This is a genomic window from Nonomuraea sp. B208 (assembly GCF_057536035.1).
Genome location: NZ_BAAJOU010000008.1, coordinates 112,750 through 130,591, shown reverse-complemented (window position 1 = coordinate 130,591; position 17,842 = coordinate 112,750). Strand labels below are relative to the sequence as shown.

The following is a 17,842-nucleotide window of genomic DNA, read 5'->3' as shown; positions in this document are numbered from 1 at the left end:
CTGCAGCGCCCCGGCGAGCGCCCCGATGCCGCCGATGAGGGTCCAGCCCGACTCGACCGGCGTGCCTGACATCGCGAGAACGGCCGGCACCAGCAGCCCGAGCCACGGCGTCACCAGGGCGGCGATGCCGTACGCGACCGTGCCGGGACGCCAGCGGCCGTCGTCGTCACGCTGCGCCCGCAGCACCAGCACCGTCCAGACCAGGGTCGCCACCGCGATCACCAGGTAGAGCAGGCCGATGTCGGGCAGGCCGGTCAAGTCCAGCAGCGCGACGACCGTCGTGCCCCCGAACCCCAGCGCGCCCGCGCTCCTGATCAGCTCCGCCCCCTTGAGCCGGGGCCGCAGCACCGGGCGGACCAGCACCGGGTGGATCAGCACGACGACCGCCCACATCGACAGCGCGCTGATCACCTCCGCCCACCCCGGCCACGGCGTCGGGATCGGGTGGAGCAGCAGCGTGGTGGCCGCGGCGGCGTACAGGGAGAACCGCGCCCGCCGGACCCTCGGCTCCTCCTCGTCGCGAGGCGCCGTCTCCAGGGGACCGCGCAGGACCTGCCACAGCGCCCACACCCAGGGGACGGCGGTCAGGGCGGCGATCAGCACGTCGGAGCCCGTCTCGCCGGCGTCGGGATCCCGCATGATCGTCAGCCGCCACAGCGGCGCAAGGTCGCCGGTGGCCGTCGCGACGACGACGGCCACCGCCACCGCGGCGACGTAGAGGCCCGTCACGATCAGGGCGGGCAGGGCGGAGCGGCGAGACGGCACGGGACACTTCCGAGGGGGTGAGCGGAGGTCGGGCGCTCACCCTATCGGCGGTCCGGAGCGAAGTCGATCAAGCGCTGAGCCGGGCCAGCTCCTCCTCCGTGAGCTCCAGCTCCGCCGCCGCGACCGAGTCGAGGATGGTCTCCGGGCGGCTCGCCCCCGGAATCGGGATGACGACCGGGCTGCGGGCCAGCTCCCAGGCGAGGCAGACCTGCTGCGGCGAGACGCCGCGCTCGCCGGCGATCGCGTGGAAGGCGGGGTGGCCGCTCAGCTCCCCGGTGCGTCCGATCCCGCCCAGCGGCGACCAGGGCAGGAAGGCGATGCCGAGCTCGGCGCACACGTCGATCTCGGGCTCGCTGGAGCGGAAGCGCGGCGAGAACTCGTTCTGCACGCTCACCAGCAGGTCGCCGAGGACGGCGTGGGCGAGCCTGATCTGCGCGGGGTCGGCGTTCGAGATCCCGGCGAACTGGATCTTGCCGGCGTCGTGCAGGTCCTTCAGCGCGCCGATCGTCTCCTCGTACGGCACCTTCGGGTCGGGCCGGTGGTGCTGGTAGAGGCCGATGGCGTCCACGCCGAGAGCCTTCAGCGAGCGGTCGCAGGCCCGCTTGAGATAGGAGGGGCTGCCGTCCACGTCCCACCCGCCGGGCGTCCGGGTGTGGCCGCCCTTGGTCGCGACGAGCACGGCGGCGGCGTCGCCCGGCCACAGGGACAGGGCGCGGGCGACCAGCCGCTCGTTGTGGCCCACGTCCGTGTGGGAGGGCGTATAGGCGTCCGCCGTGTCGATGAGCGTGACACCGGCGTCCAGGGCCGCGTGGATGGTACGGATCGACTGGTCCTCGTCCGGCATGTGACCGGCCACCGACATCGGCATGGCGCCGAGCCCGATGGCTCCGACCTGCCGGTTTCCGAGGGTACGGGTCCTCATGGCGTTGTGCATGGGACCACCCTGTCCGCTGGAGCGCGCTCCAGGTCAAGCCCGGCGCTCACGCGGCGGTCTATTGGGCGGCCCGTTGGGTGGCCCGCAGTTCGTCGAGGAGCTTGGCGGGCTCCTCGACGGTGACCGTCAGCGCGGGGTGGCGCAGCACGCCGAGCGGTTCGCTGCCCGACACCGACCGGCGGAAGCGGATGCACACCCCCAGCCGGGTGTTGCTGCCGAAGGTGAGGCCGCCGTCCGCGAGCGACAGGTGCGGCCCGATCGCCTTGATCGCCGAGTACGGCCCCGACAGCTCCGCGCCGGCCACGTTCGCGCGCGGCGACAGCACCACCCACGGCCCGAACCGGACCCGCAGCACGTCCGCGCTGAGCGTCAGCTCGCAGGTGTCCGGTCTGATGCCCAGCAGGCGCAGCAGCGGCCGGTACCGGTCCTCGAAGGCGAAGGCGAAGCGCCGTGTCTCTCCGTCGTGATTCACGTTCCTGCGGCTACCCGGAGGTGGCCGTCCCACGCCTCACTTGGACAGGTAGAGGGTCTTCCAGGTGCCGGCGTACAGGCAGTTCAGCGACGGCTTGGCGGCCTTGGCCTCGGTGCAGACCTTGAGCTCGACCTGGTAGACGTCGTGGTGCTTGACGGAGAAGTGCTTCGGCGTGCGGTAGGAGCAGTCGCGCACCCAGTGGTTCCTGTTCGGCAGGTTGCTGCCGGAGCGGTACGTGACGCGGAAGACGGCCCAGCCGCAGGAGGCGGACTTCGTGGAGTCCTGGATCGTGCCCGAGATCGTGACGACGTCGGCGGTGGGCAGGTCGGCGTGGTCCTCGCCGGTGGCGGTCAGCTTGCCGGCGGCCTTGGCCGCCTTGCCCGGCGCGTAGTACGGGCCCCAGGTGATGGGAGCCGACTGGGCGGCGGTGGGCTGCGTGGCGGCGGCCTGGGCGGCGGCCGGGGTCATCAGGAGGGCGGCGGAGGTGGCGGTGACGGCGAGGGCGGCGAGGGCGCGGGTGGCGGTCATGGGGAGCGTCCTTCCTGGGGAGGCGGTGACCACAGAATGCGCGGGACCGATTTCAAGCCGCTTGCCGACCCGTAGCAATCGCCTGCGAACGCCTTGATTCCGGCTAACAGTGCATGTGGTGCCATGTCCGGCTAAGAGGGGTGGAGCGTTCCGATGGGCTGGTCTACCGTGGCGGGTGGCTCCCGTCGGCGCGTGGTGGAGGTCCGCGATGGCCCGCGTCCCGCTCACGGAACAGGACCGCCGCCGTCGGCAGGTCGTCGTGCTGGGCGTGGCGGTCGCCGTCCTCGTGGTGCTGACGGCCGGTCTGCTCGTACGGGCCACGACCGCCACCGGTGAGCGTGAGCGCGCCGAAGCCGCACGGGACGCCGCGCTCAGCCGGGCGCTCATGGCCGAGAGCGCGAGCCTGGCCGTGACCGATCCTCGGACCGCCCGGCTGCTCGCCGTCGCCGCCGCCAGGATCGTGCCGCCGTCGCCGTGGACGCGCGCCGCCGTCCGCGCCGCCGTGGCCCGGCCCGAGCTGGCGGTGCTGCGCGGCTTCCCGTCCGACGTGGACGCCGTGACGTTCAGCCCGGACGGCGCGTACGTCGCCGCCTCCGGCCGCGACGACCTGCTGCGCGTCTGGGACGCCAGGAGCCTCGCCCCCGTGACCTGGCCGATCCCCGGCGACGACGGCGCGAGCGGAACGGCGCTCGCCTACCGCCCCGACGGCCGCGAGCTGGCCGTGGCCGACAGCTGGGGGCGGGTGCACTTCTTCGACACCGCCACCCGCGCACGCCGCATCGGCGGCGAGACCAGGAGGTCGTCGCGTTCCTGGGCCGCGTACCGTCCGGACGGCACGCTCCTCGCCACCACCCGGACGCGCTTGGAGGAGTCCAGGCTCTGGGACCCGGCCGCCGCCGCGCCCGTCGCCGCCCTGCGCACGCTGGAGGGCACGCCGGGGCCGGTCGCGTTCAGCCCGGACGGGACGCTGCTGGCCGTCGCCTACTTCGGCGGCCCCGTCCGCCTCTTCGACGCCGCGTCGGGCCTGCTGACCGGCGACCCGTTGCGGCCGGCCGCCGACGGGGCCGCTCACGGGGCCGCTGACGGGGCCGCTGACGGGGCCGCCGGCCGGGCCGCCGATGAGGGCGCCGCGCTCGCGTTCAGCCCCGACGGCCGCCTGCTCGCCGCGAGCACCGGCGGCGAGCAGGCCCAGCTCTGGGACGTCGCCACCCGCCGCCCCGCCGCCCGGCCCCTGACCGGGCACGCGGGGCCCGTCACCGCGGTCGCGTTCAGCCCGGACGGCGCGATCCTGGCCACCGCCTCCGGGGACCGCACGGTCCGCCTCTGGGACGCCGCCACCGGCGCGCCGCTCGGCGACCCCCTGACCGGCCACATCGGCGCGGTGACCGCCGTCGCGTTCAGCCCGGACGGCGCCACGCTGGCCAGCGCGAGCGCGGACGCCACCGTACGGTTGTGGCGCCTCCCGCGCGCCCGCGCCCGCCTCCTCACCCTGCCCGGCCCCGCCCCCGCCGACCGGCCCGTGTCCGGGCCCGGCGCCCGCGCGGTGCTGAGCGCCGACGGGACGCGGCTGGTGGTCCAGCCGTACGACGCCACCCGCCCGGGCCCCGGCCGGCTCTGGTCCTGGAACACCGGGTCCGTACGGTCCTGGGACGCGCCGGGCCGGCCCCTGCCCGGCGGGCTGTTGGCGATCCGCAAGGACACCCCCGTCGACGCCCTCGCCCTGAGCCGCGACGGCCGGACGCTGGCCGCCTCCGGACTCGACGACCCCGCCCACGGCCGGGACGTCACGATCCGCGGCGGGCCCGCCGGCGCGCCGCCCGTCACGGGACGGCCGCTCGCCTTCAGCCCCGACGGCCGGCTCCTCGCCACCGCGGTCTCCGGCAGCGAGGCACGCGTCTGGACCCTGGACGGAAGCGCGCCGGGGCGGACGCTGGCGGGGGAGGGCGAGCCGGTCGTGGCGGCGTTCAGCGCCGACGGCGCGCTGCTCGCGGTGGGCACGCCGGCCGGCCCCGTCCTGGTGTGGGACGTGGCCACCGGCCGCCGCAGAGCCGAGCTCACCGGCCACACGGGCGTCGTCACCGCCCTGGCCTTCGCGCCCTCCACCCCGCCCACGCTGGTCTCCGGGGGCGCGGACCGCACGGCGCGGGTGTGGGACGTGGGCACCGGGCGCGGCCTGCTCCTCGCGGGCCACGCGGGACCGGTGGACGCCGTGGCCTTCGCGCCGGACGGCACGGTCCTCGCCACCGGCGGCGCTGACCGTACGGTCCGGCTCTGGGACGCGCCCACCGGCCGCCCGCTGGGCCCGCCGCTCGCCGGGCACCGGGGCGCGGTGGCCGCGCTGGCCTTCGCCCCGGACGGGCGCGCCCTGCTGGCCGCCGCCACCGACCGCGCCGACGTGCGCGGGGACTCCTACGCCCTGTGGCGGTGGGACACCGCCGCCCTCGCCGCCGACCCCGTCACCACGGCCTGCGCCCAGGCGGCCCGCACCCTCACGCCCGCCGAATGGTCCGCCCGCGTCCCCGGCCGGCCCTACCGGCGGGACCTCTGTCCCTGACCCTGGCGGCCCGCGCGAGAATGCTCGCTGTGATTGTGGACAAGGCGATCTACCGCGACGGCACGCGCGAGACCATCACCGGCGACATCAGCGACGCCTGGAGCGCCGCCCGCGCCCGGGGCGGCAGCTTCCTGTGGATCGGCCTGCACGAGCCCACGCAGGAGGAGTTCGACCTGATCAGCAGCGAGGTGAGGCTGCACCCGCTGGCGGTGGAGGACGCCATCAAGGCCCATCAGCGGCCCAAGCTCGAACGCTACGACGACACCCTGTTCGTGGTGCTCAAGACGCTGCTGTACGTCGAGGAGACCTCCGACATCGAGGTCGGCGAGATCAACCTGTTCCTCGGCCACGACTTCGTCATCTCCGTCCGCCACGGCGGCGCCAACCCGCTGAAGGGGGTGCGCCGGCGCGTGGAGTCGGACCCCGACCTGCTGGCCGCGGGCCCGGCGGGCGTCATGTACGCGATCTGCGACGCGGTCGTCGACACCTACTCCCTGGTCTCGTACGAGGTCGAGCACGACCTCATCGCGCTGGAGCGGCGCGTGTTCAGCGGCGAGCAGTCCGACGTGACCGAGGACATCTACTCGCTCAAGCGCGAGGTGCTGGAGTTCCGTACCGCGCAGGACCCCCTCATCCCGGTCCTGGAGGAGATCGTCAAGGGCCGGGTGGAGCTGTGCGCGAGCAACCGGGAGCTGTTCCGCGACGTCCTCGACCACCTGCTGCGGGTGGACGGCAAGGTGGACGAGCACAACGAGCTGCTGTCCAGCGCGCTCAGCGCCCACCTGGCGCTGGTCGGCAGCGAGCAGAACAAGGTCGCCATGCAGCAGAACGCCGACATGCGCAAGATCTCCTCGTGGGCCGCCCTCATCGCCGTCCCCACGCTGATCGCCGGTGTGTACGGCATGAACTTCGACCACATGCCCGAGCTGCACTGGGCGTACGGCTACCCGCTGTGCCTGGGCACGATGGCGGTGGCGGTGCTCGTGGTGTTCCGGCTGCTGCGCAGGAGCGGCTGGCTGTGAATCAGGCGAGGGCGGCCAGGGCCTCCTCCAGGCTGCCGTGGAGCGGCAGGCGGTCGGCGAGGCCGGTGATCCAGATGACCCGGGCGCGGGCGTAGTCGACGCCGATGAGCGCGAACCCGCCGCCGGAGGAGAGCGCCGTCTGCCAGCGGTGCACGATCAGCCCCAGGGCGCGCGAGTCCATGAACGTCACCCCGGCCAGGTCGAGGATCAGCGAAGGGCCGGCCTGGGAGAGGAACTCCGCGAACTCCTCGCGCGTGGTGGCGTCGAGCAGCCCGTCGACGGTGATCACGGTGATGTCGTCGACGACCCTGGAGGTCAGGGTGAGGCTCCTCGGCCGGTCGCTCTCACCGTCCTGCGCGATCATGGCTGTCATCGTAGTGGTCGCGGTCCCGCCCGGCATCAGGGGTCGGGGCGATCGTTATCGAACAGGCAGGTCACGCGGCGACGGACGGCGGCTGCTGGTGTCCACGGCGGGAGCGAGGAAGACGGCGGAGACGACGAAGGCGAGCACCACGAGCATGGCCGTGCGCAGCCCCCAGTGCTCGCCGAGGAAGCCGAGGCCGGGCGGGCCGACGAGGAAGGCGATGTAGCCGATGACGGCCACCAGGCTGACGCGGGCGGTCTCGTCGGGCCCGCTCTCCCCGGCGGCCGACAGCGCGACGGGGAAGCCCAGCGCCGCGCCGAGCCCCCAGAGCAGCACGGCCGCCCCGGCCAGCAGGGCGCTGTCGGAGAAGATCACCAGGAGCAGGCCGAGCGCCCCCGAGACGGCGCTGGCGCGGATGACCGCCGTGCGGCCGAACCGGCCGAGGAAGTACGCGCCGCCGAACCGGCCGACGGTCATGGCGGCCGCGAACCCGGCGTAGACGAGGGACCCGGCCGCGGTGCCGAGGCCGTGCCCGTCCACCATGAGCAGCGGCAGCCAGTCGTTGGCCGCGCCCTCGGCGAGCGCCATGGCCAGCACGATGGCGCCGATCAGCAGCAGCCTGCCGTCCTTCCACACCGCCGGCCGAGGACCGGACTCCCCGGCCTCGCCGGGCGTCCCGACTCCGGTGCCCGCGGGGACGGAGCGGGCGGCGTACAGGAAGATCGCGAGCGAGATCAGGGTGATGGCGGCCAGGTGCCAGTGGACGGGGAGGCGGGCGGCGGTGGCCGCGATGCCCGCGCAGGCGCCGACGACGGTGCCGAGGCTGAAGCAGCCGTGCAGGGTGGGCATCGTCGTGACGCCGGTGGCACGTTCGACGTCGGTGGCGTCCACGTTCGCGGCGACGTCACCGGCCCCGATGCCCGCGCCGAACGCGGCCAGGCCGGCCGTGACCAGCGGCACGGACGCCAGGAGGACGCCGGCGCTGATGACGGCCAAGCTCGCGATGATCGCCAGGGAGCCGGTGACGATGACGGGCCTCGTGCCGTACCGGGAGGTGAAGCGCCCGGAGAGCAGGATGCCGATCATGGAGCCCAGCGACAGGCCGAACAGGATCCAGCCCATCTGCGCGGTGGACGCCTCCAGCCGGTCGCGGATGTCGGGGGTGCGGGTCACCCACGAGGCCATCGCGATGCCCGGCAGGAAGAACAGCAGGAACAGGGCGTGCCTGCGCCGGCGCATGGCAAGGTCCATCAACGAGGGCTCTCCGGGGGGCAGGCGTGGGCATCGGCGTACGAATGAATACTAACGGGGACAAACCGCCCCGCCTGCCCTCAGAATCAGTAGACGTACGGCCAGCCGGCCGCGTCGTAGCCGATCTTGTTGATGCCGAGCAGTGCCGTCCCGTTGTCGGCGTAGTAGTGGTAGACGAGGATGTCGCCGTCGACGTCACCGAAGACCGCCTGGTGGCCGGGCCCGTGCACCGAGTCGTGCCCGGCCAGCACCTGGGTGCCGCCGCCCGAGGTCATCGCCACGCCGTTGCGGTCGAGGTAGGGCCCGGTGACGCTGGCCGAGCGGCCCACCATGACCCGGTACGTGCTGGCCGCGCCACGACAGCAGGCGTCGAAGGACACCCACAGGTAGTAGTAGCCGCCGTGCTTGTAGATGTACGGCGCCTCGACCGCGGTGCTGCCGGGCCGCTGGGCGATGCCGCGCACGGTGTTGTCGAGCCGTTTGCCGGTCGCCGGGTCGAGCTGGATCAGCTTGATGCCGGTCCAGAACGAGCCGAAGCTCAGCCACCAGCGCCCCTGGTCGTCCACGAGCAGGTTGGGGTCGATCGCGTTGTAGGTGCTGGAGGAGCTGGTCGAGATGACCTGCCCGTTGTTCGTCCACGAGCCGGACGCGCCGGTGGTGCTGGTGGCCAGGAAGATCGCCGAGTTGTTCGAGCCGAAGGTGGAGGCCGAGTAGTACAGGTAGTACTTGCCATTGCGGTAGGAGATGTCCGGCGCCCACAGGTTCCGGCTGCCGCCGGTGTAGGAGGTCGTCCAGGGCGCTCCGTTCGGGAACACGACCCCGGCGTTGCGCCAGGCGGTGCGGTCGGCGGAGGTCTTCAGCGCGATGTTGTCGCCGGTGTGGGCGAGCAGGTAGCCGCCGCCGGGCCGGCGGGCCACCGAGGGATCGTGCACCCCGATGTCGCCGGTCACCACGCCGGGGCCGGGGTAGGCGGCGGCGTACCCCGCCGGGGCGAGCCCGAGCAGCAACGCCACCACCGATGTTAGCGCTAACATTCCGCGCCGGATTGACTGAGCGGTTTTCATGACTCCACCCATCTGTGTGAGGTCCGGGGCAGGGCCGACGCTAGGAGCCTCGCCGGGCGCGGTCAATCCAGCGGACCCGGCCGCCCCGCCGGCTCGGTGCCCCGCCCGAGGTCACACCGGATACCGCCCGCCACGCACGGGCCGAAAGTTTCATGGACGAAGCTCTCCCGCTGCACCACCCAGGGGCCTATTGTCTTTACGCTGCCGCCGTGAACCCCACGCTTGAGAGCGGATGACAGACGGCCACACTTGCTGCTTCTGAAAATCTCATCGGTCCCTCGATCAAATGCGTCAGAGCATTCTTGGCATGCTCGACGCTCTCGGCCCACCCGACGATGAAGAGTTGGATGTGATCGACGACAACGGCCAGGTCCTGGGCGAGCAGTTCATCGCGCATTATCCGGAGCCCGGCGGAATAATCCCGTGGGGATCGACGCAGAACGGCGATGTCTGCTTCTGGGAGACGTCAGGGGATCCGGAATCTTGGGTGGTCGGCATCTCGGAGGGAGAGAGCCTCTGGAGGCATCAGGGCGGTCTCCTGGATTTTCTTGTGCAAGGGGGCGCCTCGATCGAACGGCGCGAGAATACACAAAGCAGGATTTGGAGCACTGATCGCCGGCGACCCGTGTAGAGAACCGGGCCGCCCGCGTCACTCCCCGTCGGGCGGCGGCTGCAGCATCGGGACGAGGAAGCGTCTGGCCACGGAGGCGAGCTGTGCGTCGTCGTCGAGGTCGACGATCTCGCTGGGGATCGCCAGGAAGGAGGCCGACACCCGGACCATGAGCTCGGCCACGAGGTCGATGTCGAGGTCGGCGCGCACGTTCCCGGCGCGCTGCTCGCGGCGGAGCTGGCCGGCGACGAACTGCCGGACGACGGCGAGCGTCCGTCCCCCGTCGCTGACCATGGAGGGGACCAGCAGGTCGGGCTCCACGTCGATCAGCCCGCCGATCAGCGGGTTGCCGCGGATCGCGCGCAGGGAGCTCACGAAGCCCAGGACCACCCGCTCGGCGGGGGTGCCGGCGCGCTCGATGTCGATGAGGAACTGGTCGAAGTAGCGGCGGAACTCGCGCCGCACCACGTCCTCGACCAGCGCGTCCTTGGTGGCGAAACGCCGGTAGACGGTGATCCGCGAGACCTTCGCCCGCCGGGCGACGTCCTCCATCGTGGAGCGGCGGATGCCCATGCGGCTGAACTGCTCGTAGGCCGCGTCGAGGATGCGCCCGCGCAGCTCGTCGGTGTCGCCGACCTGCTCGACCGCATCAAGGTAGGCGCGCTCCAGCAACGACTCCGACTCGGACGGCGTCGAGAGGCCGGACAGCACAGATTCCACGATCACCTCCTGTCCTGATTCTGCCTCACGCGCCAACAGCCGCGGTCGCGGTCTTGTGATGTCCGTCACGGTGTGCTCTGATGATACGCAGAATCGTACGTTGTTTCACCGTATCAGAAGGCACTCCCCCCGGCCTCGGGAGAAGGAGGAACAGCGGCAATGGACGGACTCAGCCGGCGCAACATTCTGAAAGCGGGTGGCGCGCTCGGCGCGGTGGGCGCGCTCAGCATCGCGAGCCCGGCACACGCGTGGACCTGGTCGCCCACCGGATCGGTGGCCGGCACCGGAGCGGGCCTCGACCCGCGCTGGGTCTGGGACGAGGAGGCCGACCCGCTCGTCGCCTCGCTGCTCGACCGCGGCGACGTCACCCGGGTCAACACGCTGCTGCGCACCTGGACCAAGAACGGCCAGCCGCTCCCGGCCGGCCTCCCCGCGGACCTGCGCGACTTCATGGAGCGCGCCCGGCAGCTGCCCTCGTGGGCGGACCAGGGCAAACTCGACCTCGCCGTCGAGTTCAACAAGAAACGCGGGCTCTACCTGGGCGTCCTGTACGGCCTGGCCAGCGGCATGATGAGCACGGTCATCCCCAAGGAGGCGCGCGCGGTCTACTACTCGCAGGGCGGCGCCGACATGAAGGACCGCATCTCCAAGACCGCCAAGCTCGGCTACGACATCGGCTCGACCAACGCCTACCGCCCCGACGGCGAGATGATCGTCACGGCCGTCAAGACCCGGCTGGTGCACGCGGCGGTGCGGCACCTGCTGCCGCAGTCGCCCTATTGGTCGCAGGTCGCCGACGAGGAGATTCCCATCAGCCAGCGCGACATGATGGTCACCTGGCACAGCCTGCCCACGACCGTCATGCAGAAGCTGGTCGCCTGGAAGGTGCCCATCCCTTCGAACGAGTCCGCGGCGTTCCTGCACTCCTGGCAGGTGGGCGCGCACATGCTCGGCATCAAGGACGAGTACATCCCCGCCTCCTGGGCCGAGGCCAACAGCCAGGCCGCGCAGGTGCTCACCCCGATCCTGGCGCCGACGCCCGAGGGCATCAAGCTCGCCGACATCCTGCTCAACCTCGGCTCGTCCGTCGACGCGGGCATCCTCAGCAAGCCCATTCTCGGCGCGTTCACCCGCTTCATGCTGGGCGACCAGATCGCGGGCTGGCTGAAGATCGGCCGCGAGCCCATCTGGGACCCGTTGCTCAAGGTCGCCTGGGGGCCCTTCATCGCCGTCCGCGAGGGCCTGCTGCCGTTCCCGCTGGCGCCCGAGGCGTACTGGCTCTTCGACGAGTTCCTTCGCAAGGCGGCCCTGCTCTTCCTGTCCGAGGCGCGGCCGATCAGCATCGAGATCCCGGACAGCAACCGCCCCTCCTGAGGTGAGGACCGAGGAAAGGAGCTCCCGCCCATGGCGGATCTGAGCAGGCGCAAGATGCTGATCACGGGCGGCGCCCTCGGGGCGATGGGCGCCCTGAGCATCGCGAGCCCGGCGCACGCGTGGACCTGGTCGCCCACGGGCTCGGTCGCGGGCACCGGAGCGGGCCTCGACCCGCGCTGGGTCTGGGACGAGGAGGCCGACCCGCTCGTCGCCTCGCTGCTCGACCGCGGCGCCGTCCCCGAGGTCAACCGGCTGCTCTGGGACTGGAACCGCAACGACCAGCCCCTGCCCGACGGCCTGCCGGCCGACCTCGTCGCCTTCATCGAGAAGGCGAGGCAACTGCCGCCGTGGGCGGACCGCGCCAAGCTGGAGACCGCGGCCACCTTCAACAAGTCGCGCGGCCTCTACCTCAACCTGCTCAACGGCGTCGGCGGCGGCATGCTGAGCACCGCGATCCCCAAGGAGGCCCGCGCCGTCTACTACTCCAAGGGCGGGGCCGACATGGAGGACCGCGTCGCCAAGACGAGCCTCCTGGGCTTCGCCGTCGGGGCGCTCAACGCCTACCGGCCCGACGGCACGTGCATCGTCCAGTCCGTCAAGACCCGGCTGGTGCACGCGGCGGTGCGGCACCTGCTCCAGCAGTCGCCGCACTGGGGCGGCGACATCCCCATCAGCCAGGAGGACATGCTCGTCACCTGGCACACCCTGCCGACCTACGCCATGCGCAAGATGCTCGAATGGCAGGTGCCGATCAAGCCCGCAGAGTCGGCGGCGTACCTGCACGTGTGGCAGGTGACCGCGCACATGCTCGGCATCAGGGACGAGTACATCCCGATGACCTGGGACGCCGCCAACGCCCAGTCCGACCAGATCCTGCCCCGCAACATGGGCCCGACGCCCGAGGGCGTGGAGCTGACCGACATCCTGCTGGGCCAGCTCGCCGAGCAGACGAGCCCCGGCAGCGTCAGCCGGCCGCTGTGCAACGCGCTCGCCCGCTACCTCGTCGGCGACCAGGTGGCCGACTGGGACGGCATCCGGCGCGAGCCGGTGTGGGACCCGCTGATCAGCTCCGCCTGGCCGAAGCTGGTCAGGTTCCGCGAGGGGCTCATCCCGCTGCCGCTGGTGCCCTCGATCGCCTGGGTCATCGACGAGGCCGTACGGCAGTACATCCTGTTCTTCCTCACCAAGGGCAAGGAGACCAAGATCGAGATCCCGACGACCAACCGCCCCGGCACATGACCGGACCGGCCGACGAGGCCATCGGGCGCCGCCGGTTCCTCGGCTACGTGGTGGCGGCGCCGACCCTGGTGGCCGCCGCCGAGCTCGTCCCCTCGGCACCCGCCGCCGCTGTCTCCCCGGAGACCGCGGCGGCGGCCGGGCTGCCCTCGCCCGACCTCACCGAGCTCATCGACCTCAACGACGTCATGACCGCGGCCGCCCTGCCGACCTCGAACCTGATCTCGGTCGAGGTCGGCACGGACGGCATGGTCTCCTTCGCGCTGCCGCGCGCCGAGGTCGGGCAGGGCATCACCACCTCCACGGCCATGCTGATCGCCGAGGAGCTGGCCGTGCCCCTGGAGCGGGTCCGCGTCACGCTCGCCGACGCCCGGCCCGAGCTGCTGTTCAACCAGCTCACCGGCGGCTCGAACACGACCGTCTCGACGTACACGCCGATCAGGGTCGCCGCCTCCGTCGCCCGGCTGCGGCTGCTTGAGGCGGCCGCGGCCGAGCTCGGGACGCCCGCCGGGGAGCTGAGGCTGGAGGGCGGAGCGGTCGTCGGCCCGTCCGGGCGCCGGCTCGACATCGGCGCGCTCGCCGCCAAGGCCGCGAGCAGCCGCACCCGGCAGGTCACCGTGGAGCTCGCGCCGCGTGCCGGCTTCACCGTCATCGGCCGGCCGCACAACCGGGTCGACGCGCTGGCCGCGGTGACCGGGCGCAAGAAGTTCACCATGGACCTCGACGTGCCGGACGCCAAGCCGACCATGGTCTGCCGCGCGCCGACCATCAACGGCAAGGTCGCATCCGTGAGCAACCTCGCCGAGGTCCGCGCCATGCCGGGCGTCACCGACGCCGTCGTCATCGCCACCGGCGTGGCGGTGCGCGCCGAGACGTTCGGGCAGTGCATCGACGCCGTACGCGCCCTGCGGGTCACCTGGAAGCCCGGCACCGCGGCCGGCAAGTCCGACGAGAGCGTGCTGCGCGAGCTGGCCGCCGCGGAGCTGCCGCTCGGGCTCAGGCCGCCGACGCCGACCGTCGAGGCCACGTTCACCTTCCACTTCCGCGGCAACAGCGCGCTGGAGCCCAACTGCGCGATCGCCGACGTACGGCCCGGCCGCGCCGAGATCTGGTCGGCGCTGAAGTCGCCGATCGTCGCCCAGCAGGCCATCGCCGCCAAGCTCGGCCTGCCCGTCGGCAAGGTCACCGTGCACGTCACCGAGGGCGGCGGCTCCTTCGGCCGCAAGCTCTTCTTCGACGCCGCCCTGGAGGCCGCCGAGGTGTCGCAGAAGATCGGCAAGCCGGTCAAGCTCATGTGGCACCGCGCCGACGACGCCCGCCAGGGCCGCGTGCACCCGATGGCCACCTCACGGGTCAGGGCCGCCTACCTCGGCCAGACGGTGCTCAGCTACAAGCAGCGGCACACCAGCGTCTCCACCGACCTCGGCCACGGGCTCGGCGAGATCTTCACCGCCCTGGCCGCCCGGCTCCCCGTCGGCGACGTCGGCTTCTCCCAGACGTTCTTCCACCTCAGCCAGGCCATGTCGTACGACTTCGGCGCCGCCGGCCACCTGCTCGCCGAGACCGACAAGGACTTCAACACCGGCAGCATGCGCAACGTCTACTCGCCCGACGTCACCTGCGCCCGCGAGCTCGTCGTGGACCAGCTCGCGGCGCGGATGGGCAAGGACCCGTACCGGTTCCGGCACTCCTTCCTGCGCGACGACCGCGCGCGGGCGGTGCTGGCGCGGGCGGCCGAGGCGGGCGGCTGGGGCCGCGCGATGGCACCGGGCACCGCGCAGGGCATCGCCTTCCACGCTGAGTACAAATCGGTCAGCGCCTGCCTCGTGGAGATCGACTGCCGGCCCGAGACCGTCAACAGGACCGTCCGCGACGCCGTGACCGGCCCCCGCGTCACCAAGGTCGTCTTCGCCGTGGACGTCGGGCTCGCCGTCAACCCGCGCGGGCTGGAGGCGCAGATGATGGGCGGCGTCTCCGACGGCATCGCGCTGGCCCTCACCTCCAGCCTGCACCTGCGCGACGGCTACTTCCTGGAGGCGAGCTGGGACAACTACTTCTACACCCGGCAGTGGAACACCCCGCTCGACCTCCAGGTCATCGTCATGCCCAGCACGTCCGAGCAGCCGGGCGGCGCGGGGGAGCTGGGGGTGGCCGCGTCGATGGCCGCCGTCGCCTGCGCCTACGGCCGCGCGACCGGCACGATGCCCACCACGTTCCCGATCAACCACGGCACGCTCTCCTTCACCCCCAAGCCCACCGTCCCGCCGGTCCCGCCGTCCCCGACCGACGGCCTCGACCACGCCCGCTGAACCGAGGAGCCCCAGGAGTGCCCGAACACACCTTCCGCGTCAACGGCGAGCAGGTCACCGTGGACGTCGCCGACGACGTACGCCTGCTGTGGGTGCTGCGCGACGTCCTCGGCATCACCGGCCCGAAGTACGGCTGCGGCATCAACGTCTGCAAGGCCTGCACCAGCCACCTCAACGGCAAGGCGGTCAACCCCTGCGCCATCCCCGTCAAGGACCTGCGGCCGACCGACGAGGTCACCACCATCGAGGGCCTGCCCGCCACGGTCGGCCAGGAGCTGCACCCCATGCAGCGGGCCTGGCTGGAGCACGACGTCGCGCAGTGCGGCTACTGTCAGCCCGGCCAGATCATGGCCGCCGTGGCGCTGGTCAACCGGGTGGCCGCGGAGGGCCGTACGATCACCGACGCCGACCTCGACGGCATCCGTAACATCTGCCGCTGCGGCACCTACGTCCGCATCCGCCAGGCCATCAGGAAGGGCGCAGAAAACATGTGACGGCAGAGGACCGGCTGGGCGACTCCTGCCGCGAGTTGGGCTTTTCCGCGCGCCCGTCACTCTCCGTACGTATACGTTTCCGGAATGGAGTTGTTCACCCCGACGCTCGACTGGAGCTCCGAGCTCTGGATCTCGCTGCTGTGGATCGCCAAGGCCTGGGCGATCGCCGCGGTGTGCACGCTCGGCGTCCTCGTCCTCATCGGCCTCACCACCACGTGGGGACGGCAGTTCTGGCGCATCACCGGCGCGTACTTCACCGGCCGCGACAGCGTCAAGGTCTGGCTCGGGCTCGGCGCCCTGCTGCTGTCGGTGGTCACCGGCGTCCGGCTGGACGTGCTGTTCAGCTACCAGGGCAACGACATGCTCTCCAGCCTCCAGGTCGCGGTCCAGGGCATCGCGACCGGCAAGGTCCCGGTGCGGAACTCGGGCGAGCAGGGCTTCTGGACGTCGCTCTGGATCTTCTGCGTGCTCGCGGCCGTCCACATCGGCCGGCTGTTGCTGGACCTGTTCCTGCTCCAGCGGTTCGTGCTGGCCTGGCGGGCCTGGCTCACCGACCGGCTCACCGGCGACTGGCTCGACGGGAAGGCCTACTACCGGTCGCGGTTCATCGACGACACGATCGACAACCCCGACCAGCGCATCCAGTCCGACATCGACGTGCTCACCGCCGGCTACGGGCCGCTGCCCAACCTGCCCAGCAACGGGGGGACGGCCGGGACGCTGCTGTTCGGCGCGATCTCGGCGGTCATCTCGATCGTGTCGTTCACCGCGATCCTGTGGCACCTGTCGGGCAGGCTCGTGCTGTTCGGGCTGGAGATCCCGCGGGCGATGTTCTGGATCGGGCTGGTCTACGTCCTGTTCGCCTCCGTCGTCGCGTTCTGGATCGGCCGGCCGATCATCTGGCTGGCCTTCAGGAACGAGAAGTACAACGCCGCCTTCCGCTACGCCCTGGTCCGCCTGCGCGACGCCGCCGAGGCGGTCGCCTTCTACCGCGGCGAGATCGCCGAGCGCACGGGGCTGCGGCGGCTGTTCGCCCCCGTCGTCGCCAACTACAAGCGCTACCTGAACCGGACCATCGGCTTCAACGGCTGGAACCTCGCGATCAGCCAGAGCATCGTGCCCCTGCCCTACGTGCTCCAGGCGCCGCGGCTGTTCGCCGCCGAGATCCGCCTCGGCGACCTCACGCAGTCGGCGTCGGCGTTCAACGAGATCCAGAGCGGCCTGTCGTTCTTCCGCAACGCCTACGACGCCTTCGCCGGCTACCGGGCGGCGATCATCCGGCTGCACGGCCTGGTCGTCGCCAACGAGGAGGCCAGGGCGCTGCCGGAGGTGACGACCCGGCCGAGCGCCGGCACCGAGGTCGAGCTGACGGCCGTCGAGGTCCGCACGCCGGACGGGCGGCGGCTCATCGACCCGCTCGACCTGCGGCTGGAGGAGGGCGACACGCTGGTCGTCACGGGGGCGTCCGGCACCGGCAAGACCACGCTGCTGCGCAGCCTCGCCGAGCTGTGGCCGTTCACCAGCGGCACGCTGACCCGTCCCGGCGGGGCCAACGAGACCATGTTCCTGTCGCAGCTGCCGTACGTTCCGCTCGGCGACCTGCGCGCCGTCGTCACCTATCCGGGCAAGGAGGGCAGCACCGACGACGAGACCCTGCGCGCCGCCCTGCGCGACGTCGCGCTGTCGCACCTCGCCGACCGGCTCGACGAGGTGCAGGACTGGGCCAAGATCCTGTCGCCGGGGGAGCAGCAGCGGGTCGCGTTCGCCCGGATCCTGCTGACCGGGCCGAAGGTGGTCTTCCTCGACGAGGCGACCTCGGCGCTGGACGAGGGCCTGGAGCTCGTCCTCTACCGGCTGGTGCGGACCCGGCTGCCCGGCACGATCGTGGTCAGCGTCAGCCACCGCTCGACCGTCGACCGGCACCACGCCCAGGAGCTCCGGCTGCTCGGCGACGGCGAGTGGCACGTCACGCCGGTGAGCGCCGACGACGGCGACTCCCTCGGCCGGCCCTCCAGCCCGGCACACCCGTGATCACGCAGGGAGGAATGTCCGAAATCTGCAAGTGGTGAGGTCTGCTTCGGGAAAGACGGCGTCGGCCCCTCCGGGATTCACTTCCGGGAAACACGCCACGAAAGGGGCCGTTCA

Annotated in this window: 16 protein-coding genes; 8 read left to right on the top strand and 8 right to left on the bottom strand. The window is 72.1% G+C overall.

Annotation, left to right across the window (positions count from 1 at the left end):
- The 4 genes from AC27IY_RS04175 to AC27IY_RS04160 form a co-directional block, all read right to left on the bottom strand.
- Positions 1-765 (bottom strand): hypothetical protein (locus AC27IY_RS04175; RefSeq protein WP_487177165.1); only part of this gene is annotated, 765 nt, incomplete at its 3' end.
- Between the two features lie 67 nt (positions 766-832).
- Complete coding sequence (locus AC27IY_RS04170) at positions 833-1,687, bottom strand: aldo/keto reductase (RefSeq protein WP_423471576.1); 855 nt, start codon at positions 1,685-1,687, stop codon at positions 833-835.
- A 70-nt stretch (positions 1,688-1,757) separates the two neighbouring features.
- Complete coding sequence (locus AC27IY_RS04165) at positions 1,758-2,171, bottom strand: hypothetical protein (RefSeq protein ID WP_344206308.1); 414 nt, start codon at positions 2,169-2,171, stop codon at positions 1,758-1,760.
- A 36-nt stretch (positions 2,172-2,207) separates the two neighbouring features.
- Positions 2,208-2,699, bottom strand: coding sequence for a hypothetical protein (locus AC27IY_RS04160; protein ID WP_364455967.1), 492 nt, complete (start codon positions 2,697-2,699; stop codon positions 2,208-2,210).
- A 208-nt stretch (positions 2,700-2,907) separates the two neighbouring features.
- Between AC27IY_RS04160 and AC27IY_RS04155 the strand changes: the two genes are divergently transcribed.
- A complete protein-coding gene (locus AC27IY_RS04155) occupies positions 2,908-5,253 on the top strand; it encodes a WD40 repeat domain-containing protein (protein ID WP_487177164.1) in 2,346 nt (781 codons plus the stop codon).
- A gap of 29 nt (positions 5,254-5,282) precedes the next feature.
- The gene (corA, locus tag AC27IY_RS04150; protein WP_364455963.1) at positions 5,283-6,275 is read left to right on the top strand and encodes a magnesium/cobalt transporter CorA; all 993 of its coding nucleotides are present in this window, start codon (positions 5,283-5,285) and stop codon (positions 6,273-6,275) included.
- A gap of 1 nt (position 6,276) precedes the next feature.
- On the opposite strand, the gene AC27IY_RS04145 is transcribed toward corA, so the two are convergent.
- The 3 genes from AC27IY_RS04145 to AC27IY_RS04135 all read right to left on the bottom strand — a co-directional run bounded on the left by AC27IY_RS04145 (position 6,277) and on the right by AC27IY_RS04135 (position 8,924).
- On the bottom strand, positions 6,277-6,639 hold the full coding sequence (locus tag AC27IY_RS04145; protein ID WP_344206315.1) for an anti-sigma factor antagonist: 363 nt from the start codon (positions 6,637-6,639) through the stop codon (positions 6,277-6,279).
- 54 nt (positions 6,640-6,693) lie between these two features.
- The gene (locus tag AC27IY_RS04140; RefSeq protein WP_487177163.1) at positions 6,694-7,878 is read right to left on the bottom strand and encodes an MFS transporter; all 1,185 of its coding nucleotides are present in this window, start codon (positions 7,876-7,878) and stop codon (positions 6,694-6,696) included.
- Positions 7,879-7,976: 98 nt separating this feature from the next.
- Entirely contained in the window at positions 7,977-8,924 is a 948-nt protein-coding gene (locus AC27IY_RS04135) for an arabinan endo-1,5-alpha-L-arabinosidase (RefSeq protein WP_487177162.1), read from the bottom strand.
- Positions 8,925-9,261: 337 nt separating this feature from the next.
- Here AC27IY_RS04135 and AC27IY_RS04130 point away from each other — a divergent pair, with 337 nt between their 5' ends.
- Positions 9,262-9,585 (top strand): hypothetical protein, encoded by a 324-nt coding sequence (locus AC27IY_RS04130; RefSeq protein WP_487177161.1) that lies wholly within the window; start codon positions 9,262-9,264, stop codon positions 9,583-9,585.
- A gap of 18 nt (positions 9,586-9,603) precedes the next feature.
- On the opposite strand, the gene AC27IY_RS04125 is transcribed toward AC27IY_RS04130, so the two are convergent.
- Positions 9,604-10,284: a TetR/AcrR family transcriptional regulator gene (locus AC27IY_RS04125; protein WP_423447226.1), complete on the bottom strand. Its 681-nt coding sequence runs from the start codon at positions 10,282-10,284 to the stop codon at positions 9,604-9,606.
- Positions 10,285-10,443: 159 nt separating this feature from the next.
- Here AC27IY_RS04125 and AC27IY_RS04120 point away from each other — a divergent pair, with 159 nt between their 5' ends.
- The 5 genes from AC27IY_RS04120 to AC27IY_RS04100 all read left to right on the top strand — a co-directional run bounded on the left by AC27IY_RS04120 (position 10,444) and on the right by AC27IY_RS04100 (position 17,728).
- A complete protein-coding gene (locus tag AC27IY_RS04120) occupies positions 10,444-11,658 on the top strand; it encodes an oxygenase MpaB family protein (protein ID WP_423471562.1) in 1,215 nt (404 codons plus the stop codon).
- A gap of 30 nt (positions 11,659-11,688) precedes the next feature.
- Positions 11,689-12,897: an oxygenase MpaB family protein gene (locus AC27IY_RS04115; protein ID WP_487177160.1), complete on the top strand. Its 1,209-nt coding sequence runs from the start codon at positions 11,689-11,691 to the stop codon at positions 12,895-12,897.
- Positions 12,894-15,203 carry a molybdopterin cofactor-binding domain-containing protein gene (locus tag AC27IY_RS04110; protein WP_487177159.1) on the top strand — a complete coding sequence of 770 codons (2,310 nt, stop codon included), beginning with the start codon at positions 12,894-12,896 and terminating at the stop codon, positions 15,201-15,203. Before AC27IY_RS04115 ends, AC27IY_RS04110 begins: the two co-directional genes overlap by 4 nt.
- Before the next feature lie 17 nt (positions 15,204-15,220).
- The gene (locus AC27IY_RS04105; RefSeq protein ID WP_344206332.1) at positions 15,221-15,697 is read left to right on the top strand and encodes a (2Fe-2S)-binding protein; all 477 of its coding nucleotides are present in this window, start codon (positions 15,221-15,223) and stop codon (positions 15,695-15,697) included.
- Between the two features lie 84 nt (positions 15,698-15,781).
- On the top strand, positions 15,782-17,728 hold the full coding sequence (locus tag AC27IY_RS04100) for an ABC transporter ATP-binding protein/permease (protein ID WP_487177158.1): 1,947 nt from the start codon (positions 15,782-15,784) through the stop codon (positions 17,726-17,728).
- The last annotated feature ends 114 nt before the right edge of the window (positions 17,729-17,842 follow it).